We start from the raw sequence: 24,233 nt of genomic DNA, 5'->3' as shown, positions 1-24,233 counted from the left end.
CACCATTGAACCGTAGTCTTAAACCCTAAACCCTTAAACTGAAAACCTAACTGAAACTGGGAGTTATCATGGAAACTGTAGTTGGAATGACCGCTATTGCTGTTGCACTGCTGATCGGCCTGGGTGCCCTGGGTACTGCAATCGGCTTTGGTATCCTCGGTGGCAAGTTCCTGGAAGGCGCCGCGCGTCAGCCGGAAATGACCCCGATGCTGCAGGTTAAAATGTTCATCGTTGCAGGTCTGCTGGACGCCGTAACCATGATCGGTGTTGGTATCGCGCTGTTCTTCACTTTCGCCAACCCGTTTGTCGGCCAGATCGCCGGTTAATCGAGTCGCCAGCCGGGGGCTTTACCCCGGTCAGATGATTCTTAACAAAACAGGCGAGAGGTGAAGACGTGAACATTAATTTGACGATGATTGGTCAAGCCATCGCGTTCTTTATCTTTGTCGTCTTCTGCATGAAGTATGTGTGGCCGCCAATCATGGCCGCACTGCAGGAGCGTCAAAAGAAGATCGCTGACGGCCTGGCTGCTTCAGACCGTGCTGCGCGCGATCTGGAACTGGCTCAGGAAAAGTCAGCAGAGGAACTGCGTGAAGCCAAGCAGCAAGCTGCGGCCCTGATTGAGCAGGCCAACAAGCGTGCGGCCCAGATTGTGGAAGCATCCAAGGATGACGCCCGCAAGGAAGGCCAGAAGCTGATTGAGCAGGCCAAGGCCGAAATTGAACAGGAGCGCAATCAGGCTCGTGACGCCCTGCGTGCAGAAATTGCCGCAATCGCTGTCGCCGGTGCTGAGAAGATCCTGGAAACCTCTGTCGATGCCTCCAAGCACAACGAGATGTTGGAAAAACTGGCGGCAGAACTTTAAACGGCGAGGTTCATCATGGCAGAACTGAGAACGCTGGCCCGTCCATACGCGAAAGCAGCATTTGCAGCCGCCCAGGAGCATAAAGAGCTGGCTGAGTGGTCCCAGGTGCTGACGATTGCCGGACAGGTCACTGCGAATGTAGACATTCGACAGCTTCTCGCGAATCCGGGTCTGGAGGAGCAGAAGAAAGCCGAGCTGATTCTGGAGGTCGTCGAGGACGGCGTCACCGAGCAGGTTCGCAATTTCTTCGCTGTACTGGCAGAAAACCGCCGGCTGACTCTTCTTCCTGAGATTGCAGCGCTCTTCAACACGTACCGGGCTGATCTGGAGCGCACTGTTGATATCGACGTCACCGCCGCATTCGAGCTGACGGACGAACAGCAACAGAAGCTCGCCCAGGCGCTCTCCGAAAAACTCGAGCGGAAAGTGTCACTCGCAGCGTCAACTGACAAGTCTCTGATTGGCGGTGTGATCATCCGCACCGGCGATATGGTCATTGACGCATCTGTACGCGGAAAGCTGAACAAGCTGGCCGACGCTCTGGGCTCCTGATTTCAGCACAAGGTTTGAGGATATTGGCATGCAGCAACTGAATCCATCCGAGATCAGTGACATCATCAAGAAGAGAATCGAGAAGCTCGATATCTCTTCCGAAGCAAAGAACGAAGGTACGATCCTGTCTGTTTCTGACGGTATCGTGCTGATCCACGGTCTCGCCGACGTTATGTACGGTGAGATGATTGAATTCGCCAACGGCACTTTCGGTATGGCTCTGAACCTGGAGCGTGATTCCGTTGGTGCGGTTGTACTGGGTGACTACGAAGATCTGGCCGAAGGTCAGAAGGTTCGTTGTACCGGCCGCATCCTGGAAGTTCCGGTAGGTCCGGAGCTGATGGGTCGTGTGGTTGACGCCCTGGGTAATCCGATCGACGGCAAGGGCGATCTGGGCACCGAGCTGACCTCCCCGGTCGAGAAGGTTGCACCCGGCGTTATCGCTCGTCAGTCCGTTGACGAGCCGGTCCAGACCGGTCTGAAAGCCATCGACACCATGGTGCCGATCGGTCGCGGTCAGCGTGAGCTGATCATCGGTGACCGTCAGATCGGTAAGACTGCGGTTGCGATCGACGCGATCATCAACCAGAAGGACACCGGCATCAAGTGTATCTACGTTGCCGTTGGCCAGAAGCAGTCTTCCATCGCCGCTGTGGTACGTAAGCTCGAAGAGCACGGCGCCATGGACCACACCATCGTGGTTGCCGCGGGTGCTGCGGATCCTGCTTCCATGCAGTTCCTGGCTCCGTACGCCGGTACCTCCATGGGTGAATACTTCCGTGACCGTGGTCAGGACGCCCTGATCATTTACGACGACCTGTCCAAGCAGGCTGTGGCTTACCGCCAGATCTCCCTGCTGCTGCGTCGTCCGCCGGGCCGTGAAGCTTACCCGGGTGACGTATTCTACCTGCACTCACGTCTGCTCGAGCGCGCTTCCCGCGTTAACGCTGACTACGTGGAGGAGTTCACCAACGGTGAAGTGAAAGGCAAGACCGGTTCTCTGACCGCACTGCCGATCATCGAGACCCAGGCCGGTGACGTTTCCGCATTCGTACCGACCAACGTGATCTCCATCACCGACGGCCAGATCTTCCTGGAAACCAACCTGTTCAACTCCGGTATCCGTCCGGCGATGAACGCCGGTATCTCCGTATCCCGGGTAGGTGGTTCCGCCCAGACCAAGATCATGAAGAAGCTTGGCGGTAACATCCGTCTGGCCCTGGCCCAGTATCGTGAACTGGCCGCTTTCGCCCAGTTTGCTTCCGATCTCGACGAAGCAACCCGTAAGCAGCTTGAGCACGGTCAGCGTGTTACGGAACTCATGAAGCAGAACCAGTACAGCCCGATGTCCGTGGCTGAGATGGGCACGGTTCTGTTTGCAGCCAACGAAGGCTTCCTGGACGACGTTGATGTCGACAAGGTGGTTAAGTTCGAAGCGCAGATGCTCGACTGGATGCGCTCCGAGCAGAAAGACCTCCTCGACAAGATCAACGAGAAAGGCGATTACAACGACGAAATCGCTTCCGGCCTGAAAGCTGCACTTGAGAAATTCAAGACCACTCAGAGCTGGTAAGAAATCGGGCCTGCGGCATCAGTCGCGGGCCGCTTTCGTAGCAACGAGTGTCTAACTTGAGAAGGCAGTGAGTTATGGCCGTCGGCAAAGAAATACGTAACCAGATTTCAAGCATCAAGAGCACGCAGAAAATCACCAGCGCCATGGAAATGGTGGCTGCGAGTAAGATGCGGAAGGCTCAGGAGCGCATGCAGGCGACTCGCCCGTATGCCGACAAGATGCGTCAGGTGATCGGGCACATTGCCAAGGCGAATGCTCAGTACAAGCACCCGTTCATGGTCGAGCGCGAGGTCAAGCGCGTGGGCTATATCGTGGTGTCGACTGATCGTGGCCTCTGCGGTGGTCTGAACATCAACCTGTTCAAAGCGCTTGTCCGTGAAATGAAAGCGTGGAAAGAAAAAGGGGTCGAAACCGATCTGTGCGCCATCGGGCAGAAAGGGGCTTCCTTTTTCCGGAGCTACGGCGGCAACGTCGTTGCGGCATTGACCCATATGGGTGACAGCCCGAGCTCCGAAAAACTCATCGGCAACGTCAAGGTCATGTTGGACGCGTTCTCGGAAGGCAAGATCGATCGCCTATACGTGGTAAGCAACGAGTTCGTCAACACCATGACCCAGAGCCCGAAGGTGGAGCAGCTTCTGCCCCTGCCTCCGAGCGAAGACGAAGAAGAGATCAAGAACCAGTGGGATTATCTCTACGAGCCCGATGCCAGGCAGATCCTCGATGGCCTTCTGCCACGTTTTATTGAATCCCAGGTATACCAGGGTGTGGTAGAGAATCTGGCATGTGAACAGGCAGCCCGGATGATCGCCATGAAGAGCGCAACTGATAACGCCGGTAGCATTATCGACGAACTTCAGCTGGCTTATAACAAGGCGCGTCAGGCAGCCATCACCCAAGAGATTTCAGAGATTGTGAGCGGTGCGGCTTCGGTCTGATCACCCCACGATCCAACTGGTTTTATTGACTATCAAGATAACGAGGAACCGAGCATGAGTAGCGGACAAATCGTTCAGATCATTGGCGCGGTTATCGACGTGGAATTCCCACGTGACTCCGTACCCAACGTATATGACGCACTGCTGCTTGAAGGTGGCGAAACAACTCTGGAAGTCCAGCAGCAGCTGGGTGACGGCATTGTTCGTACCATCGCCATGGGCAGCACCGAGGGCCTGAAGCGTGGCCTGAAAGCAGAAAACACCGGCAAGCCGATCTCTGTACCGGTTGGTACACAGACTCTGGGCCGGATCATGGACGTTCTGGGTCGTCCCATCGACGAGCAGGGCGACATTGGTGAAGAAGAGCGCTGGGCTATCCACCGCAAGGCGCCGGGCTATGCCGACCAGGCAGCGTCCGCCGACCTGCTGGAAACCGGCATCAAGGTTATCGACCTGATCTGCCCGTTCGCCAAGGGTGGTAAGGTTGGCCTGTTCGGTGGTGCCGGTGTAGGCAAGACCGTAAACATGATGGAGCTGATCAACAACATCGCGAAAGAGCACTCCGGTCTCTCCGTATTCGCGGGTGTTGGTGAGCGGACCCGGGAAGGTAACGACTTCTACTATGAAATGAAGGAGTCCAACGTTCTCGATAAGGTTGCCATGGTTTACGGCCAGATGAACGAGCCTCCCGGAAACCGTCTGCGTGTGGCCCTGACCGGTCTCACCATGGCCGAGAAGTTCCGTGACGAAGGTCGTGACGTACTGTTGTTCGTTGACAACATCTACCGTTACACCCTGGCCGGTACCGAGGTATCCGCACTGCTGGGCCGTATGCCGTCCGCGGTAGGTTACCAGCCGACCCTGGCCGAAGAGATGGGTCAGCTGCAGGAGCGGATCACCTCCACCAAGACCGGTTCCATCACTTCCATCCAGGCGGTCTACGTACCGGCGGATGACTTGACTGACCCCTCCCCGGCCACCACCTTCTCGCACCTGGATGCGACCGTGGTACTGAGCCGTGACATCGCCTCCAAGGGTATCTACCCGGCGATCGATCCGCTGGATTCCACCTCTCGTCAGCTGGATCCGCTGATCATCGGTCAGGAGCACTACGAAGTGGCTCGTGGCGTGCAGACCAACCTGCAGCGCTACAAGGAACTGAAAGACATCATCGCCATCCTGGGTATGGACGAACTGTCAGAAGAAGACAAGCTGACTGTAGCCCGTGCCCGTAAGATCGAGCGTTTTCTGTCCCAGCCGTTCCACGTTGCTGAAGTATTCACCGGCTCCCCCGGTAAGTACGTGTCTCTGAAGGAGACCATCAGCAGCTTTAAGGGCATCCTCAACGGCGACTATGACGACATGCCTGAGCAGGCGTTCTACATGGTCGGTACCATCGAGGAAGCGGTCGAGAAAGCGAAGGAAATGAAGAGCAAGGGCGAGTAAACTGAAGCCCAAGCCCGAATTTCCGGATCGATCAAAGAGGCAACTGACATGGGTATGACCGTGCATTGTGACGTGGTAAGTGCCGAAACAAAGATCTATTCCGGATTGGTAGAGATGCTGATCGCAGCGGGCTCTGAAGGTGACCTGGGTATTGCCCCGGGTCACGCTCCGCTGCTGACCCAGCTGAAGCCTGGTCCCATTCGGATCATCAAGCAGGGCGGTGAAGAAGAGATTCTTTACGTGTCCGGCGGATATCTGGAGGTCCAGCCCAATCTGGTGACTTTGCTGGCAGACACAGCCGTTCGTGCAAAGGATGTGGACGAAGCTGCTGCGCTTGAAGCCCAGAAAGAGGCTGAGAAGGCACTTGCCGACAAGACCGGTGAATTCGAGTATTCCCGTGCTGCTGCGGAACTGGCCGAGGCTGTTGCTCAGCTTCGTACCATCCAGCAGCTGCGTAACAAAATGCGCTGAGCATTTTCGTTTCGGGTTTGCCGAACACCAAAGCCGCATCCTGAGCGGCTGGAATACCAGCGCCCTGCGTTGGCGATCCGGCCCCGATGGTTGCGGCTTTTTTATTGATTCAAACAAACATCCCGGGAGCCTGAGTTTTCCATGAGCCCGTTACACGTCGTGATCCTGGCCGCCGGCCAGGGTTCCAGAATGAAGTCCGCACTGCCCAAGGTTCTGCACCCGGTGGCCGGCAAAGCCATGCTGCATCACGTGGTGGATACCGCCAAGCAGCTCGGGGCGGAGAAAATTCACACGGTGATCGGCCATGGTGCGGATCAGGTGCGTGCTTCCCTCGACGATCAGACGGTGAACTGGGTACTCCAGACCGAACAACTGGGCACCGGCCATGCCGTCGCACAGGCCCTGCCGGACCTGCCGGATGATGCCCGGGTGCTGGTCCTGTACGGGGATGTCCCCCTGACCCGCCGGGAAACCCTGGAGGCGATGGTCAGCGAGCTGGACGAGGGCAACCTGGCGCTGCTGACCGTGGATATGGACAACCCCCATGGTTATGGTCGCATCGTGCGCAATGACCGGGGTGAGGTTCAGGCCATTGTCGAGCAGAAGGACGCCACTGCCGAGCAGCAGGCCATCCACGAAGTGAACACCGGGATTCTGGCGGTCTCCGCAAGGCATCTGAAAAGCTGGCTGCCGACCCTGTCCAACAGTAATGCCCAGGGCGAATACTATTTGACCGACATCATCGCCATGGCGGTGGAGCATGGGTTGGAAGTCACGGTGTCCCAGCCGCTCAATCCTTTCGAGGTCCAGGGCGTGAACAACCGGGTGCAACTGGCGGAACTGGAGCGCTGGTTCCAGCGCCAGCAGGCCGAACGCCTGATGACCGAAGGCGCCAGCCTGGCGGATCCGGCCCGGGTGGACGTCCGGGGTGAACTCACTATCGGCAACGACCTGTGGATCGACGTGAACGCGGTGTTCGAGGGCAAGGTCAGCCTCGGCAACAACGTGGTTATCGGCCCCAATTGCGTGATCAAGGATGCCACCATTGCCGACGGCGCCGAGATCAAGGCCAACAGCGTGATTGAAGGCGCGGTGGTTGGCGCCAATGCCCAGATCGGCCCGTTCGCCCGCCTGCGTCCGGGTACCGAGCTGGCCGCCAACACCAAGGTGGGCAACTTCGTCGAAACCAAGAAAGCCGTGGTGGGCGAGGGCAGCAAGATCAATCACCTGAGCTACGTGGGTGATGCCTCCCTGGGTCGTAATGTGAATGTGGGTGCAGGTACCATCACCTGCAATTATGATGGGGTGAACAAGTACCGGACCGTGATCGGTGACGGTGTCTTCGTGGGGTCCAATACCTCCCTGGTCGCGCCGGTTACCATCGCCCCGGAGGCGACCATCGGCGCCGGCTCCACCATCACCCGGGATGTGGCAGACAGCGAACTGGCCGTGGCCCGTGGCCGCCAGCGCAACATTTCCGGCTGGGAAAAGCCGAAAAAAGCATAAACGAACGATCAGCGAACAGGTGACAACAGCATGTGTGGGATTGTAGGAGCGGTTTCCGAACGGGACGTCCAGGGTATTTTGCTCGAGGGACTGCGCCGCCTTGAGTACCGGGGTTATGACTCCGCGGGTATGGCCGTCATCGACGGCAAGCATGAAGTGCAGCGCGCCCGTGAAGTCGGCAAGGTTGCGGCCCTGGCCGAGGCCATCGAGGCCAATCCCCTGAGCGGTCACCTGGGCATCGCCCATACCCGCTGGGCCACCCACGGCGAGCCGTCCCAGCTCAATGCCCACCCGCACATGTCTGGTGAGCGCCTGGCCATTGTCCACAACGGCATCATCGAGAACTACCAGGAGCTGCGTGAGGAACTGAAAGCCGACGGCTTCGAGTTTACCTCCCAGACCGACACCGAGGTGGTCGCCCACCTGATCGAGAAGAATTACCGGGAACTGGGTGAACTGTACGCTGCGGTGAAAGCCGCGATTGCCCGCCTGCGCGGTGCCTACGCCCTGGCGGTCGTCCATGCCGACGAGCCGGATCACCTGGTGGTATGCCGGGAAGGCAGCCCGCTGGTAGTGGGCGTCGGTATCGGCGAGAACTTCATCGCCTCGGACCAGCTGGCCCTGCTGCCGGTGACCGACCGGTTCATGTTCCTGGAAGAAGGCGACATGGCTGATATCCGCAAGGACCGGATCGAGATCCACGACCGTGAGGGCACGCCGGTCGAGCGCCAGATCACCCGTTTCGAGCATGGCGCCGATTCCGCCGACAAGGGCGAGTACCGCCACTTCATGCTCAAGGAAATCTACGAACAGCCGAAAGTGATCAAGGCCACCATGGAAGGCCGGCTGACCGATTCACGGGTGCTGGAACAAGCCCTGGGTACCGAAGCGGCCAACCTGCTGGACAACGTTCGCCATGTCCAGATCATCGCCTGCGGCACCTCCTACCACGCCGGCATGGTGGCCCGTTACTGGATCGAGGAACTGGCCGGCGTGCCCTGTTCCGTGGAAGTGGCGTCCGAGTTCCGCTACCGCAAGCACGTGATCCAGCCCGACACGCTGTTCCTGTGCATCTCCCAGTCCGGTGAGACCGCCGACACCCTGGCCGCCTTGCGCCAGGCCAAGCAAGCCGGTTTCCGTGCAGCGCTGGCGATCTGTAACGTACCGGGCAGTTCCCTGGTGCGGGAGTCGGACCTGGTGATCATGACCCAGGCCGGTCCGGAAATCGGTGTCGCCTCCACCAAGGCCTTTACCACCCAGCTGACCGCACTGCTGATCTTCACTCTGGCCCTGGCCCGTCACAATGGCCTGAGCGAAGAGCGTGAAGCCGAGATCGTGCAGGCCATCCATCAGCTCCCGGGTCAGGTCAACGATATCCTGGCCCTGGATGGCGAAATCCAGGAGCTCTCCAAAGCCTTCATGGACAAGCACCACAGCCTGTTCCTGGGTCGGGGCTCCCAGTTCCCGGTCGCCCTGGAAGGCGCCCTGAAGCTCAAGGAAATCTCCTACATCCACGCCGAAGCCTACCCCGCCGGCGAGCTCAAGCACGGCCCGCTGGCGCTGGTGGACAGTGAAATGCCGGTGGTAACCGTCGCACCGAACAACGACCTGGTGGAAAAGCTCAAGTCCAACCTGGAAGAAGTCCGTGCCCGGGGCGGTGAACTGTTCGTGTTTGCCGACAAGGCGGCGGATGTGAAGCCGGAGGAAGGCGTCCACGTGATGCAGATCCCGTCTGTGCACGAGATCACCGCACCGATCGTGTACACCGTACCGCTGCAGTTGCTGTCCTACCATGTGGCTGTACTGAAGGGTACCGATGTGGACCAGCCGCGGAATCTGGCGAAGAGTGTGACGGTGGAGTAATTCCACCGTCGCGCCAACAATGGCCAAGTGTCGCCGCCAGCTCGCAAAAATGCTGCCAGTTCAAACGTTTCCGAAGCGTATTATCTGAAACATCCCTACAATTCCCCTGCAGTTCTGCCTATTAGCAAGGCAGAACTGCGACGTCCTCTCTTGTTGTTTTCTCCACCTCTTGAGTTTTCAGCTTAAAAAAGTCGGTTAAATTTAAAAAATTTAGGAAAATTGTCTGCTAAACGGGAAATTTCAAGAATTTTCACTAAAAAATCTACGGTAGTATTTAAATCGTATGCTCTCTGCACATAGCGGGCGCTATGTAAGCATATCGATTACGCAATAATTGCTGATAAAAGAACAAGAGAGACAAACTATGATCCGTAAACTTGCAACGCTAGTATTCGCGTGTGCTGCCCTCACATCCGTGAGCGCCACTGCCGACCAGCTGGACACCGTGATTCAACGAGGTACTTTGAATTGTGGTGTGGTCCTGGATTTCCCGCCGATGGGGTATTTCGACGAAAACAATGAACCGGCCGGTTTCGACGTCGATTACTGTAATGACCTGGGCGAAGTGCTCGGCGTGGACGTGAATGTCCTCAACCTCACCTGGGGTGACCGGATCCCCTCCCTGATTTCCGGCAAGACCGATGTTGTAATCGGTTCTACCTCCGATACCCTGGAACGTGCCAAGACTGTTGGCTTTACCTACCCGTACTTCGTCTTCAAGTTCCAGGTGATCTCTCATGAAGACAAGAACATCGATTCCTTTGAGGATCTGAAGGATCTCAAAGTCGGTGCAGCTCTCGGAACCACCTACGAAACCGAATACCTGGCTTATGCCGATCAACAGGGCTGGGGCCGGGACAATTACACCTCGTTCAAATCTGAAAACGATGCTTTCCTGGGTCTGTACCAGGGCAAAGTCGACGCCATCATTTCAACCAACACCAACATCGCTACCAAGTTGCGAAGCAAGGAATTCGAAGAGTTTGTCGCTGGCCCTTACGTTCCCAACTACGACGATGTTGTAGGCATCATTGCCAAGCGGGATGAAACCGCCTGGATCAACTACCTGAATCTGTTCCTGATTCACCAGATCCGCGACGGCAACATGAACAAGGCTTACAACAAGCATTTCGGTGTGGACGCGCCCGCCGATCTGATCCAGTCCCTGAGAGACAACAAGTAAGCGCTGAATTGGCGGCCGCCCGACCGGGGGGTCGCCATGGCTCGTCTTACGAGCCAGGCGCAAATTCCCATATGCCCTGGCTCGGATTTCTGATCACGGCTATCAATCAGCGTGGGTCGAGTTTCCTTCCATTCTAAGAAAATGGCCAAGGTATGGACTACGAATTTCACTGGAACATCGTGTTCCAGAATATGCCCGAGTTGCTGAACGGCGCGTTTGTTACCCTGCACGTCTCTGTTCTAGCCATGTTCCTGGGCGTTGTGATCGCCATATTGCTGGCGATTGCCAAAATGAACAACAGCAAACCCTTCTGCTACGTCGCAACGGTCTGGGTCGAGGTTGCCCGAAACACGCCGGCTCTGTTCCAGATCTACATGGCGTATTTTGGCCTTGGGGCGTTTGGCATACACCTGAGCCCCTATGTTGCGGTACTGAGTGCACTGGTGTTCATCAATGCCGGTTACCTCACCGAAACCTTCCGGGGTGGGTTCCAGTCGATTCCGGCTACCCAGTACAGCGCCTCCAAATCCCTGGGCATGACCAGCATTCAGGCTTACCGGTACATCATCCTGCCGCAGATGCTCAGGCGCATCTATCACCCGATGACGAATCAGTTTGTCTGGTCAATCCTGATGAGCTCGTTGGGCATTCTTGTGGGCATGAGTGAGCTTTCCGGCACCACCCAGAGGTTGCAGTCATTGTCGTTCAGAACGCTTGAGTTCTTCATCGTGGCGGCGGTTATGTACTTTGTCATCACCAAGCTGGTGTTGTTCACCTCATCACTGCTTGCTCGAAGACTCTTCAAGGGGGAAATCTGATGAATTCCTTATTCACACCCCTGTCATGGAGCGATAGCGGCCTGATCCTGACCGGTATCTGGAATACCATCATCATCTCCGTTGTCGCAATCGTTGTGGGCACTGTACTGGGTTTGATCGTCGGTTTTCTGCGTGCCGAGAGCAACAAGGCTGTCAACGTCCTTTTCGGCAGCGTGCTGGACGTGCTCAGGAGTGTTCCCCTGATCATCCAGCTTATCCTGTTCTCCACCTTTGTCGGTGCGATGGGGAACCCATTGGCGCCGTTTGTGGCGGGCTCCATCGTACTTTCGCTGTACACCATGGCCTTCATGAGCGAGGTATTTCGCAGTGGCTTCGAGAGTGTCAGCCCCTCGATGCAGATAGCTGCGCGCTCGCTCGGTATGACCAAGTGGCAAACCATCTACCACATCCGGTTACCCATTGGGTTGCGTGCCGTGTTCCCGTCCTGGCTGGGTGTCTCGCTCAGTGTGATCAAGGACTCGGCCCTGGTCTCGGTCATCGGTTACATGGAATTGCTGCGCACCTCGGAGCAACTGATTTCAAGAACCCAGCAGCCGCTCGAGATCCTGATAGGCGTTGGTATCTTTTACTTCATTATTTCCTACCCGCTGTCCCATTACGGCCGGTATGTTGAGAGGAAAATGGCAATATGATCAGCGTACAGAATGTCCATAAATCCTTTGGAGACCTTGAAGTACTGAAAGGCGTGAGCCTGGATGTGGAAAAAGGCGAGGTCGTGAGTGTTATCGGGGGCTCTGGCAGCGGTAAGTCGACCCTGCTGTACTGCATCAATGCCATTGAGACGATCAACAGTGGAAAAATCCTGGTTGATGGTGTGGATGTCCATGCCAAAGAGACCAACAAGGACAAGTTGCGCCAGAAACTGGGCATGGTCTTCCAGCAGTGGAACTCCTTTCCTCACATGACGGTGCTGGAAAATGCGGCGCTTGCCCCCCGGATCGTCAAGAAAATGAGCAGGGACGAGGCGATGGAAATCGCCAAAAAGGAGCTCGAGCACGTGGGCCTGGGTGACAAGCTGGACGTATACCCCACCAAAATGTCCGGCGGCCAGCAGCAGCGCCTGGCAATCGCCCGGGCACTGGCCATGAAACCCGACTACATGCTGCTTGATGAGGTGACCTCCGCACTCGACCCGGAGCTGGTCGGCGAGGTTCTGGACACCTTGCGCCTGTTGGCGGAAGAGGGAATGACCATGATCTGCGTGACCCATGAAATGGGCTTCGCACGGGACGTCTCCGATCGAGTGGCGTATTTCCACCAGGGCGTTATTGCCGAGATTGGTGAGGCCAGGCAGGTGATTACCGATCCGCAAAACCCGCTCACCCAGAAGTTCCTTTCAAAAGTGCGCTAAAAAGTCGCCACAGGCGTGGCGCTGGTTGGGGAGCTTGTGGACCCGGGCTCTCCAACCAACTTTCTGCACGATCCGGGAACACTCGCCTCTACAGTTTCAATCGCAATTCAATCCGGAACATCAGCCACACTCGCAACCACCGCCGAAGGCAGATCCGCGATCGCCGTATGGGCAGCCATATGCACCTGATCGGCCGGAATCACCTCGCCTGAGATGGGGGATGGCAGTGCCCGGGTCGCGGTGGCCGAAGCCACTACAGTGGGGTTGTAACCAAGGGAGAACGCTTCCCGGGCTGTGGCATTCACGCACATGTGTGACATGAAACCGACCAGGATCAGGTTCTCGATACCCGCTTCCTTGAGCTGCTTGTCCAGATCGGTGCTGGCGAAAGAATTCGGGTAGTTCTTGGTGACAACGGGCTCACCCTCTTTCGGTGCGACGATATCGGCAATCTGGCCAATCGGGGCGTTGATGTCGTAGGGGGAGCCGGCACCCGCATCGTGCTGGATATGAAAGACCGGGCGTCCGGCGGCACGGAACCGGTCCAGCAGCTTGCGGCATTCCTCCAGCGCGGGCTCGACACCCTCGAGTTGCATGACGCCTTCCCGATAGGTCTGTTGGGCGTCGATGATGACCAGTGCCGAGGAACTGATGGGGCTTGCGCTATTGCCAAGCCCGACCAGATCACGAAGGGTTTGGGGATTACTCATGATGCTCTCCTTTGTCTTTATTCGTCGTTGGCAACCGAATTACGGCTTGCGTAACTACCTGGATTAACGAGACCTGTCATTCCTCCCCGACTCGACTTATGCTGGAGGCGAAACCGGTATGAGAGGTAATCATCCCCTCCGAAGCTACTGAACGAATGGCTAAAAGGGAAGCACCCGGGTGGTGCAATCACCTGCTACGTTAGTTCCGGTGCTTTGGTACCGGTGTCAGCCGGTTGGTACGCCAGCTCAACAGGTATCTTGATCAGGTAGCCGATGAACATCAGATCCCTCGAAACCTTCTACTGGATTGCCAAGCTGGGCAGCTTCCGCGCGACCGGTGACAAGCTCTATGCCTCCCAGCCCACGATTTCGGCCCGTATTTCCGGGCTTGAGGACGAGCTTGGTGTCGAGTTGTTCGACCGCTCCGGCCGTAGTGCCGTGCTGACGGCAAAAGGACGGGAATTGCTGATTTATGCCGAGAAAATCCTGGAACTTCACCGGGAATTGCTGGAAAAGGTAGCCGATCCGGAGTCCATCCACGGCACTATCCGGCTCGGGGTGGCGGAGACCATTGCCTACACCTGGCTGCCGAAACTGATCGAGCGGATCAACGAAACCTATCCGGCGATCAACCTGGAGCTGGATGTCGACATCTCCATCAATCTTGCCGAGAAACTGATCAAACGGGAGGTGGACATCGCGTTTCTGATCGGCGATGTCCGGCACGAGGATTTTGTCACCAAACCCTTCTACAGTTATTCCCTGACCTGGGTTGCCAGCTCGAAAATGACCCTGCCCGAAGACCCGCTCAGCCTGTCCTCACTGGCACGGATTCCGATCATCACTTACCCGCGCATGAGCGAGCCTCACGCCCATATCCGGTCACTGGTTCATCCCGTGGGGCGTTCCATCCAGATTCACTCCAGTTCGTCGCTTTCAACCATCATCCGGATGACGGTGGACGGCATTGGCGTTAGCGCCTTGCCCCGGGAGATCGTGACCAGTGAGCTGGCCTCCGGCAAATTGCGGGAGTTCCGGGTGGAGGCGACCCTTCCGGACCTGGTGTTCAACGTCGCCTATATGACGGCTCCCGGGGCGCATGTGGTTCGCGCGGTGGCGGATCTGTCGCTGGCGCTGGTCGCTTCCGAAAAGGACTAAAAAACCTGATTTTTGTAACTGATCAGGTTTTTCGATCAATTAAGATCCTTATTATCAATTGGAATTGATCATTGTTTTCGCCTTAACTTAAGTAGAAACCAGTACAAGGCGAAAAAATGACCAATTCCAATACTTCCCCCGCTCAAGCGGTCCGGCTCCGGGCCCGTGATGGTAGCCTGATCAGCCCAACGGCCGGCCTGGCCAACGGCTTCGTTCAGGTCAACCTGGTCATACTTCCCGAGGCCCAGGCCAACGGGTTCCTGAGATTCTGCCAGGCCAACCCGAAGCCGTGCCCCTTGATTGCCGTCAGCGAGCCCGGCCAGCGCGGTTGTGACATCCTGGCCGATGACCTGGATATTGCCCGCGACGTGCCGTCCTACTGTGTCTACCGTGATGGCCAGCTGTCCGAAACCCTTCCGGATGTCTCCGGCCTCTGGCGGGATGATCTGGTGACTTTCGCACTGGGCTGCTCGTTCAGTTTTGAACACGCCCTGGTGCAGAACGGCGTGGCCGTGCGTCATATCGACGAAGGCCGCAACGTGCCCATGTTCAAGACCTCGATCCCGCTCCAGACCGCCGGCGGTTTTGCTGGCCGGATGGTGGTATCCATGCGGCCGTTCCGGGCAGCCCAGGCCATCCGCGCCATCCAGATCACCACCCGTTATCCCCAGGCCCATGGCGCTCCGGTGCATCTGGGCGATCCCGCCCTGATCGGCATTTCCGATCTGGCGCATCCGGACTACGGCGACGCGGTTTCGGTCCATACTGATGAGATCCCGGTCTTCTGGGCCTGCGGTGTGACACCCCAACAGGTGTTGATGGATGCCGGCGTTCCATTCGCGATCACCCACAATCCGGGCTACATGCTGGTAACGGATATTCCCGAAAGTCACGTGGCCCTGCTGTAAAAACGAACGACAACAAAGAGAAGAGGAACCATCCCATGATCAACAAGAAGCATCTTACCTCCGCTGTCGCTGCCGTAACCCTGGCCCTGGCTGGTCAAGCCTCCGCCCAGGAGATCGACGAGACCAGCATTTCCTACGTCGGCAGCTGGAGCAGCCTGTCCCTGTACCAGAACTTCGAGCAGCCGTTCTGGAGCAAGCACATCCCCGAGGCTTCCGGTGGCAACATATCCACCGAAGTCACCACCTTTGACCAGATGGGCCTGGGAGGCGGCGAGGTGTATCGCCTGATGGCCCGGAATGTCATCGAAGTTACCTCCACGGTGGCCGATTACGCCGTCCAGGACGCGCCGGAACTTGAGGGGCTGGACATGCCCATGATCGCGCCGGATGTGGAAACCGCCCGCAAGATCGCCGAGGCCTACTGGCCGGTTCTGGATGACGCCTTCAGCGAACGGTTTGACGGTGCCAAGGTACTGGCGGTGGCCCCGTACCCGTCCCAGGTGGTGTTCTGTAATACCGAGATTGGTGGCCTGTCGGATCTTGCCGGCAAGAAGGTTCGTGCCAGCGGCCGCACCACCGCCGAGTTCCTGGAAGCCCTGGGTGCGGAAGGTATCACCCTGAACTTCAGCGAAGTACCGGGTGCCTTGCAGCGCGGCGTTATCGACTGTGCCGTCACCGGTTCCCTCTCCGGCTACAGCTCCGGCTGGTATGAAGTCTCGACCCATCTGTACCCGCTGCCGGTCGGTGGCTGGGACCATGTGGTCACCGCCATGAATGGCAACAAGTGGAAATCCCTGTCTCCCGAGACCCAGGAATGGTTGCTGAAAGAAATCAAGGAGAACTACGAACAGCCGGTATGGGCTTCCGCAGTAGACGAGACCAAGGAGGGTATTGCCTGCCTGACCGGGCAGGGTGAGTGTTCCCGTGGTGAGCCCGGCGACATGGTTCTGGTGGAAGCTACCGAGAGCGATTTCGAGCAGGTCTCCCGTCACCTGGAAGAAACCCTGCTGCCGAACTGGGCCGCCCGGGTGGACCAGCGCTGGGTGGACCGCTGGAACGAGACCATTGGCAGTGTCAGCGGTCTCAAGGCCTCCAAGTAACCCTGCTTAACCTTCCAGAGACAGAGAACGGGCCGGTAGCTGCCGGCCCGTTCCGGAGAACACTATGTTGGAACAGGTAACGTCCGGACTCGACCGGATTCTTCAGGGCGTCCGTACCGGGTCACTCTGGCTGGCCCGGGCCGGCGGACTTCTGATTCTTCTGACGGTGATCCTGGTGACCATCGAGGTACTGTCCCGCCAGTTTTTCGGGCGTTCGAACGTGCATGCCACCGAAATCACCGGGTATGTCATGGCCATCAGCACCAGTTGGGCGTTTGCCTACACGCTGATGCGCAAGGCCCACATCCGGATCGATGCGCTGTACCTGAAATTCCCGGTCAGTGTCCGTGGCGTGCTGGACCTGGTGGCCTTGCTGTCCCTGGCCCTGTTCTGCGTTCTGGTGGTGGGAGCTGCCTTTGGCGTTACCGAACATTCCTTCAGCGGCGGTGCCCGGGCCAATACACCCCTGGGCACACCGGTATGGATTCCCCAGGCCCTTTGGTTTCTGGGCCTGGTCTGGTTTTCCATCGCGGTCGTGTTGATGTCGCTTCGGGTTCTGCTGGGCGTGATCGGTGGCCACGTGGATGAGGTCCAGTGGCTGGCGGGTAGTCCGACCCTGGATGAACAGATCAGTGATGAGAAAGGGGAAACCAACTGATGATTCTGATAACCCTGCTGGTCCTGCTGGTCCTTCTGCTGCTGAGTGTCCCGGTTGCCGCCACTCTGATCGTGCTGGGACTGTTTCTCGATGAATTTTTCTCGCCGTTTCCCCTGGTCAATGCCATGGGGGACGTGTTGTGGTCGGCGTCCAACAGTTTCCTGCTGATTGCCATTCCACTGTTTATCCTGCTGGGTGAAATCCTGGTGCGTACGGGGATTGCCAAGGGTACCTACCGGGCCCTGGAGAGCTGGTTGTCGTGGCTGCCCGGTGGTCTGCTGCACGCCAACGTTGGAACAGCCACCCTGTTTTCCGCCACCTCGGGCTCCAGTGTCGCCACGGCGGCCACCATCGGTACCGTGGCCATTCCCCAGGGCAAGGAAATGAACTACGACCCACGGCTGTTTACCGGCTCGATTGCCGCCGGCGGCACCCTGGGCATCATGATTCCGCCGTCCATCAACCTGATTGTCTATGGCTTCCTGACCGAGACCTCGATCCCCCAGCTGTTCGCCGCCGGCCTGATCCCGGGTCTGTTGCTGGCACTGCTGTTCGTGGTTGGCACTGCGCTTATCTGCCTGTGGCGGCCTTCGATGGGAGGTCCGAGCACCCATCACTCCTGGGGCGAACGGTTTGCCGGGCTGAAACACCTGGTGCCGGTCCTGGTGCTGTTCGGCATCGTGGTCGGTTCCATCTACGCCGGCTGGGCCACGCCCACCGAGGCGGCGTCGCTTGGTGTCATCGGGGCTTTCGCGATTGCCCTGTCCATGGGCAAGCTGACCAAGACCGTGGTGATGGAAGCCCTTGAGGGCACCATGCGCACCACCGGCATGATCATGCTGATCATTATCGCCTCCTATTTCCTGAACTTCGTTCTGGCCTCGGCGGGCATCACCCGGGAGCTGACGGCGTTCCTGGAGTCCGCGGGCCTGGGTCCCTATTCGACCCTGCTGCTGGTGATCGCCCTGTACATTATCCTGGGCTTCTTCATCGAGACCCTGTCGCTGATGGTTATTACCATTCCGATTGTGGCGCCTATCATCATCGGCATGGGCTTTGATCCGGTCTGGTTCGGCATTCTGCTGATCCTGCTGATCGAAATGGCACTGATTACCCCGCCGGTGGGGCTCAACCTCTACGTTGTCCAGGGGGTGCGCCAGGGCGGTTCTTTCAACGATGTGATGGTCGGAGCGATGCCGTATGTGGCAATGATGCTGCTGATGGCAGTGGCGCTGGTTCTGTTCCCGTCCATCGCCATGTTCCTGCCGGATCTTTTGAACTGATCAGTAACCGGCTGACAACAACAGGAGACACGTAATGACACAATTCCAGCTGGCCGATACCGGTGAAAAACTGGACATCACCGTCCGGGAACTGATCATTGCCGGATGGGCAGGGCGTGAACAGGCGGCCATCGATGAGCATATCGAGGAGCTGAAGGCGATCGGGGTTTCCCCGCCGTCCAGTACCCCCCTGTTCTATCGGGTATCGGCGGACCTGCTGACCACCGAGGGCAATGTCCAGTTCCTGGGCAACGCCTCAAGCGGCGAGGTGGAGGTGCTGCTGCTCGGTACCGAGCGGGGCACGGTGGTGGGCATCGGTTCCGACCATACCGACCGTGAAGCAGAGGCCTGGTCGGTGGCCCATTCCAAGCAGGTGTGTGCCAAGCCCGTGGGCTACCAGGTGTGGTGGCTCGCTGACGTGATCGACCATTGGGATGAACTGGAGATGGCGTCGTTCGCCACCATTGACGGTGAGGAAGTGCGTTACCAGGAGGGCGGTGTCACCGGGCTGCTGCATCCGGAGGAATTGCTGCGCCGTTTTGGCCTGGACCAGCCACAACTGGCGCCCGGGCAGGCCATGCTGTGCGGCACCCTGCCGGTTATTGGCGGGGTCCGTCCCGCCCAGGCGTTCCGGATGGTGTTGAGGGATCCGGTTACCAGCCGCACTCTGGAACACAGTTATCACATTCAGACGCTGCCGGTGGTGAAATGACCCAGTTCAAAGCCGAGGATCTCAAGCCATTGCCGGCCGGGACGCTGGCGGACCTGCTGGATGGCCTGGCAACGGGGCAGTGGCAGGCCGCGGACTTGCTGAAGACCTGTCAGCACAACATGGATACCGGAGATGATCGCGCCCGGCAGGTTTATACCGCCCGTTTTGACCGGACCGCGACCGCCGAGGCGCGTGCAGCGGATAACCTGTACGAGGCGCGGGTGCCGGTGGGGGAGCTGGCGGGGATTCCCGTGGCTCTCAAGGCACTGTTCGACGTGGCAGGGCAGGTGACCCACGCCGGAAGTCAGTGGTGGGACACCCCCGCCGAGCATGATGCGCTGATAGTGTCACGCCTGCGGCGTGCGGGGGCGGTGATCACCGGGCACACCAACATGACCGAGTTTGCCTATTCCGGCCTCGGCCTGAACCCCCATTACGGTACCCCGGACAATCCGCTGGCCCCGGGCCGGATTCCCGGGGGGTCTTCGTCGGGTGCCGCCGTGGCCGTTGCCTGTGATATGGCCGCTGCGGCCATCGGCACCGATACCGGTGGTTCCATCCGTATTCCCTCGGCGTTCTGTGGCCTGGTCGGGTTCAAGCCGTCCCAGCAACGCATACCGAGGCGGGGCACCTTTCCCCTGTCGGACAGCCTGGATTCGGTCGGGCCCATTGCCCGTTCCGTGGACTGTTGTGCCCGGGTCGATGCGGTGCTGGCCGGACTGGAGTGGCAACCGCTCAGGCCCCGGCCACTGGACGGGCTGCGCTTCGCGGTACCCGCCAATTACATGCTGGACGACGTTTCCCGGGAGGTCGCCGATGCCTTCACCCGGAGCCTGAAACTGCTTCGCGACGCCGGCGCCCGGATCGAGGAAGTGGCGGTGCCGGTGCTGGATACCCTGCCGGAACTTTTGGAAGGTGGTGGCCTCACCGCCGCGGAGAGTTACCATATCCACCGGGAATGGTTGCGCTGCCACGGGGACCGCTATGATCCGAGAGTCCGCAGCCGAATGGAGCGGGGCGCACAGCTCGGGGCCGCGGATTACATCGAACTGCTCCGGCGCCGGGCTGACCGCAAGCTACAGGCTGACCAGTGGCTGGCGGCCTACGACGGCCTGCTTGCGCCGACAGTACCGATTGCACCGCCGCGTTTTGAGGAGCTTGCCAGTGATGACGATTATGGTCGTCTGAACCTGCTGGTGCTGCGTAATCCCACGGTGGCCAACCTGCTGGACCTGTGTGCCATCACGCTGCCGAACCACGAGCCGGGTGAGTTGCCCTCGGGGCTGATGCTGGTCGGTCGCAATGGTACCGATGCCGGCTTGCTGGCCATCGCGGCGGGTATCGAGGAGGCGCTCAGGGAAGCATGCTGAGTGTTCTGATCGCAAAGCTGGTGGCCACCGCCCTGGTGGTCATCGGCGTTTCAGTGGCGGTGGGCAAGGTGGGCCCGCGGCTTGGGGGCATACTGGCAGGGACACCCATCATCCTGGGCCCCGGCTACTTTTTCATGCTTCAGGAGCGCTCTGTGGAGTTCCTCCAGGCCGCCGCGCTGTCGACGCTACATGCCCTGATCGCCACCCTCATCTTTGCCATCTGCTTTGTGGTGGCCGCCGGGCGTTTCGGCGTGTACACCAGCCTGGCGTTGGCGACCGGGATCTGGATACCGACGGCCCTGCTGTTTTCCCTGTTGCCGGGTGGGGTATGGGGTGGTTTGCTGGTATACGCTCTGGTGCTGTTCGCGGCCGAAGCCATACGCCGGGCCCTGAAACTGGGCCAGACAGTGGTGGTTGCCCGGTCCGGGTGGTTTGATCTGCTGTTTCGGGGGCTGTTGGCGGGAATTCTGGTGAGCCTCGCGACCACCGTGGCAGCGAAATCCGGGCCGTTGCTTTCCGGTATGCTGGTGGGGTTCCCGGTGGGGCTGTTCACCATTGGCTGGACGTTATATGAGCGCTATGGCGCTGAAGTGGCCAGGGCAACGGTCAGCATGGCCCAGAAAGGCATGCTGAGTCTGGTCGCTTTCGCCTTGGCGCTGGCCCTGATGGTGGGTACCTTGCCACCCATGGCCACCTTTGCCATCTCCCTGCTTGCCTCGATAATGGTAAGTCTGGGTATTTTTGTCATCAGCCAGTGGCGTTATCGCGCACTGCAGACGGGAGAGGGAAAATGAGAACTCTGATGATCAACGCCGACATGGGGGAAAGCTTTGGCCCCTGGGTCATGGGCATGGACGAGCATGTCATGCCCCATGTCGATCTGGCCAACGTGGCCTGTGGCTTCCACGCCTCCGACCCGCACGTTATCCGGCGCACGGTGCGGCTGGCGAAACAGCACGATGTGAAGGTGGGTGCCCATCCGTCCTACCCGGATCTGGTGGGTTTTGGCCGCCGCTCCATCGCCTGCTCGCCGGACGAAGTGGAAGACCTGGTGCTGTACCAGATCGGGGCGCTATCCGGCATTTGCCAGGCCGAGGGCACGGGTATCCACTACGTGAAACCCCACGGTGCCCTCTACAACGACATGATCAAGGATCCCGGCCTGTTCGAGGCCGTGGTCAAGGCGGTCAAGGATTTCGATGGCAACCTGCCTTTGATGACCATGGCCTCCTGTGACACTTCCATGGCCCGGGAAATCGCGGATCGCTACGGCATCAAGCTGTGGTTCGAGGCGTTTGCCGACCGTGCCTATGACGGGGAAGGTCGTCTGGTATCCCGGCGCATACCCGGGGCAGTCCATGAAGACCCCGACGAGATCCTGGAGCAGGCTGTGAAGATTGCCAAGGGCGAACCGCTGACCGCCATTGACGGCAGCGAGATCGAGTTGAACGCCGATACCCTGTGCGTGCACGGGGACAACAACGACTCCATCGCCGCGATCCAGTCGATCCGCGAGGCGATCCTGGCACTGGGAAACCGGGCATGACCGGTAGCCCGGCCAACGCCTTGCCCCGGCTCGAGTCCGCCGGTCTCGATGGCTGGATGGTCCGGCTGTTCGAGCAGATCGACGAGGCCAACCTGCCCTGGATCACGGCCCTGGCACGCCACTGCGAGTCGGCGTTTGCTGACGCGCTGGTGGATCTGGTGCCGTCCTACACCACGCTGCTGGTGGTCTTCGATCCTGTCCGGTTGTCTCCGGCCGAGGCACGGCAAACGATTGCCGGGTTACTGGCGGACCTGAAACCGGACGAGGACCTCGGCACCGGCCAGGTCCACGAACTGCCGACTTTCTATGACCCCAGCGTCGGGCCGGACCTGGGCCGGGTCGCCGAGCACACCGGCATGACCGTGGAGCAAGTCATCGACTGCCACAGCAGCAAAACCTACCGCGTGTTTGCCCTGGGCTTTGCTCCCGGCTTTGCCTTCATGGGGCTGATTGATCCACGACTGGAATGCCCCAGGCTGGATACCCCGCGCAAGAAGGTGCCGGTGGGCAGTGTCGCCATTGCCGCCCGCCAGACCGCCGCCTACCCCACGGCCACCCCTGGTGGCTGGAACCTGCTCGGCCGCACCAGTGCCCGGCTGTTTGACCGTGAACGGGAGGGTTTCAGCCTGCTGAGAGTGGGAGACGAAGTACGCTTTGTCTCCGTCAGCCGCGAGGAATTCGAACGCCAGGGCGGTGATGCCACCCCCATGGAGGCGGCGGGATGACAGCACAAAGCAAGGCGGAAACCGCCATCCGGGTGCACCGGGCCGGGCCGCTGGCGCTGCTGCAGGACCGGGGCCGTTTCGGCGTGCGCCATCTGGGCGTGACCCAGGGCGGGCCGGCGGATCTGTACTCCTGGGCCTGGGCCAATTACCTGGCTGGCAACCCCTGGGGTACCGCGAGCCTGGAGATCACCTTTGGCGGGCTGCAACTGATCGCGGAACGGGATCTGGACATCGCCATCGCCGGCGCCGATCTCGGCGCGACCCTCGATGAGCAACCGGTGCCCCTATGGCAGCGAGTGACCTGGAAGGAAGGCCAGAAACTGATCTTTGCCTCGCCCGTAAGTGGTCTGCGGGCCTACCTCTCGGTTCGGGGTGGCTTTGCCGCCGAACCGGTGATGGGCAGCGTTGCCTGTGTCAGTCGCGAACAGTTGGGCGGCTTCGATGGCTGGGGCAGCAAGCTGGCGGAGGGCGACCGGCTGGCAATTCATACCCCGGAAGGGAAAACGGCCGAGGGAATGACCGAGGCGCCGGGCCATGCCCGTAAAGATTTCCGGGAAGCGCCGGTCCTGGAGCTGCTGCCCGGCGCCCAGATCGGGGAGTTCACCGGCCGCAGCCTCTACGATGCCTTCAATACCTGGTGGCGGGTGGATGACCGGGCGGACCGCATGGGCGTACGTTTGCTCGGCCCGAAGCTGCAGTGCCGGATCGGCTCGCTGATCTCCGAGGGCATCAACCTGGGCGGCGTCCAGGTGCCAGCGGATGGCCAGCCCATTGCCCTGCTCAATGACCGCCAGACCATCGGCGGCTACCCGCGGCTCGGGGCGTTGTCTCCGCTGTCGGCATCCCGGCTGGCCCAGTGCCTGCCAGGGCAGGAGGTCAAGTTCGTGGCCCGCGGAAGTGGGCAAGTACTCAGGGACTACCGGGCTTTTCTGGAGCTGTTTCGGCTTCGGAGGTCATAGATACGTTGGACAGGTCCTGCTGGAGTTTCTTGAGCAGGTGCAGCAGGCTGACGCCGTCATCGAAGCTCATCCCCAGCAGGGCCTGGCGGTAGAACTCGGTGATGGTGTCCTGCAGCTGGTTCCAGAAGGCCCGGCCGGATTCGGTGAGCACCACCAGCCGCGCCCGGCGGTCCTGAGGATCGGGAATTCTCACCACGTGGCCATCCCGCTCCATGCGTTTGAGCACGCCGTCCAGGTTCTGGCGGCTGACATACAGGTATTCCTTGAGCTGGTTGAAGGAGGTGCCTTCCTCGAACCCCTCCCGTGACAGCGCCCCCAGCACCGCCCACTGCACAGCGCTGATGCCCATTTCGTTCTGGACCTGGCGCTGCAGGATGTTTCCGGTCTGGAACAGCCGGAAAAACAGTCGGTTGGGTACGCCTCCGGATTCGTTGACGATCATCTGTGCTCCTGTCGTGCCGCCCGGGCTCTCGGGCCAGGGCAGGCTGTCACCGGCACCCCGAATCGCGGAGGACAT

Annotated in this window: 26 protein-coding genes; 24 read left to right on the top strand and 2 right to left on the bottom strand. The window is 59.4% G+C overall.

Features of this window, described 5'->3' with window-relative positions:
* Nucleotides 1-68 precede the first annotated feature (68 nt).
* The 13 genes from atpE to BM254_RS02790 all read left to right on the top strand — a co-directional run bounded on the left by atpE (nucleotide 69) and on the right by BM254_RS02790 (nucleotide 12,587).
* Nucleotides 69-326 carry a F0F1 ATP synthase subunit C gene (atpE, locus tag BM254_RS02850; RefSeq protein ID WP_012138088.1) on the top strand — a complete coding sequence of 86 codons (258 nt, stop codon included), beginning with the start codon at nucleotides 69-71 and terminating at the stop codon, nucleotides 324-326.
* 68 nt (nucleotides 327-394) lie between these two features.
* Nucleotides 395-865 carry a F0F1 ATP synthase subunit B gene (locus BM254_RS02845; protein WP_175497189.1) on the top strand — a complete coding sequence of 157 codons (471 nt, stop codon included), beginning with the start codon at nucleotides 395-397 and terminating at the stop codon, nucleotides 863-865.
* A gap of 15 nt (nucleotides 866-880) precedes the next feature.
* Nucleotides 881-1,417, top strand: a complete 537-nt coding sequence (locus BM254_RS02840) for a F0F1 ATP synthase subunit delta (RefSeq protein WP_091998356.1) — start codon at nucleotides 881-883, stop codon at nucleotides 1,415-1,417.
* 28 nt (nucleotides 1,418-1,445) lie between these two features.
* Nucleotides 1,446-2,990 (top strand): F0F1 ATP synthase subunit alpha, encoded by a 1,545-nt coding sequence (gene atpA / locus BM254_RS02835; RefSeq protein WP_091998354.1) that lies wholly within the window; start codon nucleotides 1,446-1,448, stop codon nucleotides 2,988-2,990.
* 74 nt (nucleotides 2,991-3,064) lie between these two features.
* Nucleotides 3,065-3,928, top strand: a complete 864-nt coding sequence (gene atpG, locus BM254_RS02830) for a F0F1 ATP synthase subunit gamma (RefSeq protein WP_091998352.1) — start codon at nucleotides 3,065-3,067, stop codon at nucleotides 3,926-3,928.
* A gap of 54 nt (nucleotides 3,929-3,982) precedes the next feature.
* Entirely contained in the window at nucleotides 3,983-5,374 is a 1,392-nt protein-coding gene (gene atpD / locus BM254_RS02825; protein ID WP_091998350.1) for a F0F1 ATP synthase subunit beta, read from the top strand.
* A gap of 48 nt (nucleotides 5,375-5,422) precedes the next feature.
* Nucleotides 5,423-5,845, top strand: a complete 423-nt coding sequence (locus BM254_RS02820; protein ID WP_091998348.1) for a F0F1 ATP synthase subunit epsilon — start codon at nucleotides 5,423-5,425, stop codon at nucleotides 5,843-5,845.
* A 141-nt stretch (nucleotides 5,846-5,986) separates the two neighbouring features.
* The gene (gene glmU, locus BM254_RS02815; protein WP_091998346.1) at nucleotides 5,987-7,351 is read left to right on the top strand and encodes a bifunctional UDP-N-acetylglucosamine diphosphorylase/glucosamine-1-phosphate N-acetyltransferase GlmU; all 1,365 of its coding nucleotides are present in this window, start codon (nucleotides 5,987-5,989) and stop codon (nucleotides 7,349-7,351) included.
* A 30-nt stretch (nucleotides 7,352-7,381) separates the two neighbouring features.
* Nucleotides 7,382-9,214, top strand: a complete 1,833-nt coding sequence (glmS, locus tag BM254_RS02810) for a glutamine--fructose-6-phosphate transaminase (isomerizing) (protein ID WP_091998344.1) — start codon at nucleotides 7,382-7,384, stop codon at nucleotides 9,212-9,214.
* 364 nt (nucleotides 9,215-9,578) lie between these two features.
* Complete coding sequence (locus BM254_RS02805) at nucleotides 9,579-10,397, top strand: transporter substrate-binding domain-containing protein (protein WP_091998343.1); 819 nt, start codon at nucleotides 9,579-9,581, stop codon at nucleotides 10,395-10,397.
* A gap of 152 nt (nucleotides 10,398-10,549) precedes the next feature.
* Nucleotides 10,550-11,215: an amino acid ABC transporter permease gene (locus BM254_RS02800; RefSeq protein ID WP_091998340.1), complete on the top strand. Its 666-nt coding sequence runs from the start codon at nucleotides 10,550-10,552 to the stop codon at nucleotides 11,213-11,215.
* Nucleotides 11,215-11,868, top strand: a complete 654-nt coding sequence (locus BM254_RS02795) for an amino acid ABC transporter permease (RefSeq protein ID WP_091998338.1) — start codon at nucleotides 11,215-11,217, stop codon at nucleotides 11,866-11,868. The genes BM254_RS02800 and BM254_RS02795 overlap by 1 nt, the downstream gene beginning before the upstream one ends.
* Nucleotides 11,865-12,587, top strand: coding sequence for an amino acid ABC transporter ATP-binding protein (locus BM254_RS02790; RefSeq protein ID WP_091998336.1), 723 nt, complete (start codon nucleotides 11,865-11,867; stop codon nucleotides 12,585-12,587). The genes BM254_RS02795 and BM254_RS02790 overlap by 4 nt, the downstream gene beginning before the upstream one ends.
* 107 nt (nucleotides 12,588-12,694) lie before the next feature.
* On the opposite strand, the gene BM254_RS02785 is transcribed toward BM254_RS02790, so the two are convergent.
* A complete protein-coding gene (locus BM254_RS02785; RefSeq protein ID WP_091998334.1) occupies nucleotides 12,695-13,297 on the bottom strand; it encodes a cysteine hydrolase family protein in 603 nt (200 codons plus the stop codon).
* 273 nt (nucleotides 13,298-13,570) lie between these two features.
* Here BM254_RS02785 and BM254_RS02780 point away from each other — a divergent pair, with 273 nt between their 5' ends.
* The 11 genes from BM254_RS02780 (at nucleotide 13,571) to BM254_RS02730 (ending at nucleotide 23,716) form a co-directional block, all read left to right on the top strand.
* Nucleotides 13,571-14,455, top strand: a complete 885-nt coding sequence (locus tag BM254_RS02780; protein WP_091998332.1) for a LysR family transcriptional regulator — start codon at nucleotides 13,571-13,573, stop codon at nucleotides 14,453-14,455.
* Between the two features lie 116 nt (nucleotides 14,456-14,571).
* On the top strand, nucleotides 14,572-15,363 hold the full coding sequence (locus BM254_RS02775) for a putative hydro-lyase (protein ID WP_091998330.1): 792 nt from the start codon (nucleotides 14,572-14,574) through the stop codon (nucleotides 15,361-15,363).
* Between the two features lie 35 nt (nucleotides 15,364-15,398).
* Nucleotides 15,399-16,463 carry a TRAP transporter substrate-binding protein gene (locus BM254_RS02770; RefSeq protein WP_091998328.1) on the top strand — a complete coding sequence of 355 codons (1,065 nt, stop codon included), beginning with the start codon at nucleotides 15,399-15,401 and terminating at the stop codon, nucleotides 16,461-16,463.
* Nucleotides 16,464-16,527: 64 nt separating this feature from the next.
* A complete protein-coding gene (locus BM254_RS02765) occupies nucleotides 16,528-17,121 on the top strand; it encodes a TRAP transporter small permease subunit (RefSeq protein ID WP_091998326.1) in 594 nt (197 codons plus the stop codon).
* A complete protein-coding gene (locus BM254_RS02760) occupies nucleotides 17,121-18,404 on the top strand; it encodes a TRAP transporter large permease (RefSeq protein WP_091998323.1) in 1,284 nt (427 codons plus the stop codon). The genes BM254_RS02765 and BM254_RS02760 overlap by 1 nt, the downstream gene beginning before the upstream one ends.
* Nucleotides 18,405-18,438: 34 nt before the next feature.
* Nucleotides 18,439-19,116, top strand: coding sequence for a DUF2848 domain-containing protein (locus BM254_RS02755; protein ID WP_091998320.1), 678 nt, complete (start codon nucleotides 18,439-18,441; stop codon nucleotides 19,114-19,116).
* Nucleotides 19,113-20,486 (top strand): amidase, encoded by a 1,374-nt coding sequence (locus BM254_RS02750; protein ID WP_091998318.1) that lies wholly within the window; start codon nucleotides 19,113-19,115, stop codon nucleotides 20,484-20,486. Before BM254_RS02755 ends, BM254_RS02750 begins: the two co-directional genes overlap by 4 nt.
* Nucleotides 20,480-21,280, top strand: coding sequence for a hypothetical protein (locus tag BM254_RS02745; RefSeq protein ID WP_091998315.1), 801 nt, complete (start codon nucleotides 20,480-20,482; stop codon nucleotides 21,278-21,280). Before BM254_RS02750 ends, BM254_RS02745 begins: the two co-directional genes overlap by 7 nt.
* Nucleotides 21,277-22,032: a 5-oxoprolinase subunit PxpA gene (locus BM254_RS02740; protein WP_091998313.1), complete on the top strand. Its 756-nt coding sequence runs from the start codon at nucleotides 21,277-21,279 to the stop codon at nucleotides 22,030-22,032. The genes BM254_RS02745 and BM254_RS02740 overlap by 4 nt, the downstream gene beginning before the upstream one ends.
* Nucleotides 22,029-22,757, top strand: coding sequence for a 5-oxoprolinase subunit PxpB (pxpB, locus tag BM254_RS02735; RefSeq protein WP_091998310.1), 729 nt, complete (start codon nucleotides 22,029-22,031; stop codon nucleotides 22,755-22,757). Before BM254_RS02740 ends, pxpB begins: the two co-directional genes overlap by 4 nt.
* The gene (locus BM254_RS02730) at nucleotides 22,754-23,716 is read left to right on the top strand and encodes a 5-oxoprolinase subunit C family protein (RefSeq protein WP_091998308.1); all 963 of its coding nucleotides are present in this window, start codon (nucleotides 22,754-22,756) and stop codon (nucleotides 23,714-23,716) included. Before pxpB ends, BM254_RS02730 begins: the two co-directional genes overlap by 4 nt.
* On the opposite strand, the gene BM254_RS02725 is transcribed toward BM254_RS02730, so the two are convergent.
* The gene (locus tag BM254_RS02725) at nucleotides 23,667-24,233 is read right to left on the bottom strand and encodes a MarR family winged helix-turn-helix transcriptional regulator (protein ID WP_245777338.1); all 567 of its coding nucleotides are present in this window, start codon (nucleotides 24,231-24,233) and stop codon (nucleotides 23,667-23,669) included. The two genes, BM254_RS02730 and BM254_RS02725, sit on opposite strands and share 50 nt — an antisense overlap.

Source organism: Marinobacter pelagius, assembly GCF_900114925.1.
GTDB lineage: Bacteria > Pseudomonadota > Gammaproteobacteria > Pseudomonadales > Oleiphilaceae > Marinobacter > Marinobacter pelagius.
This window is presented reverse-complemented; position numbering and strand designations above follow the sequence as displayed.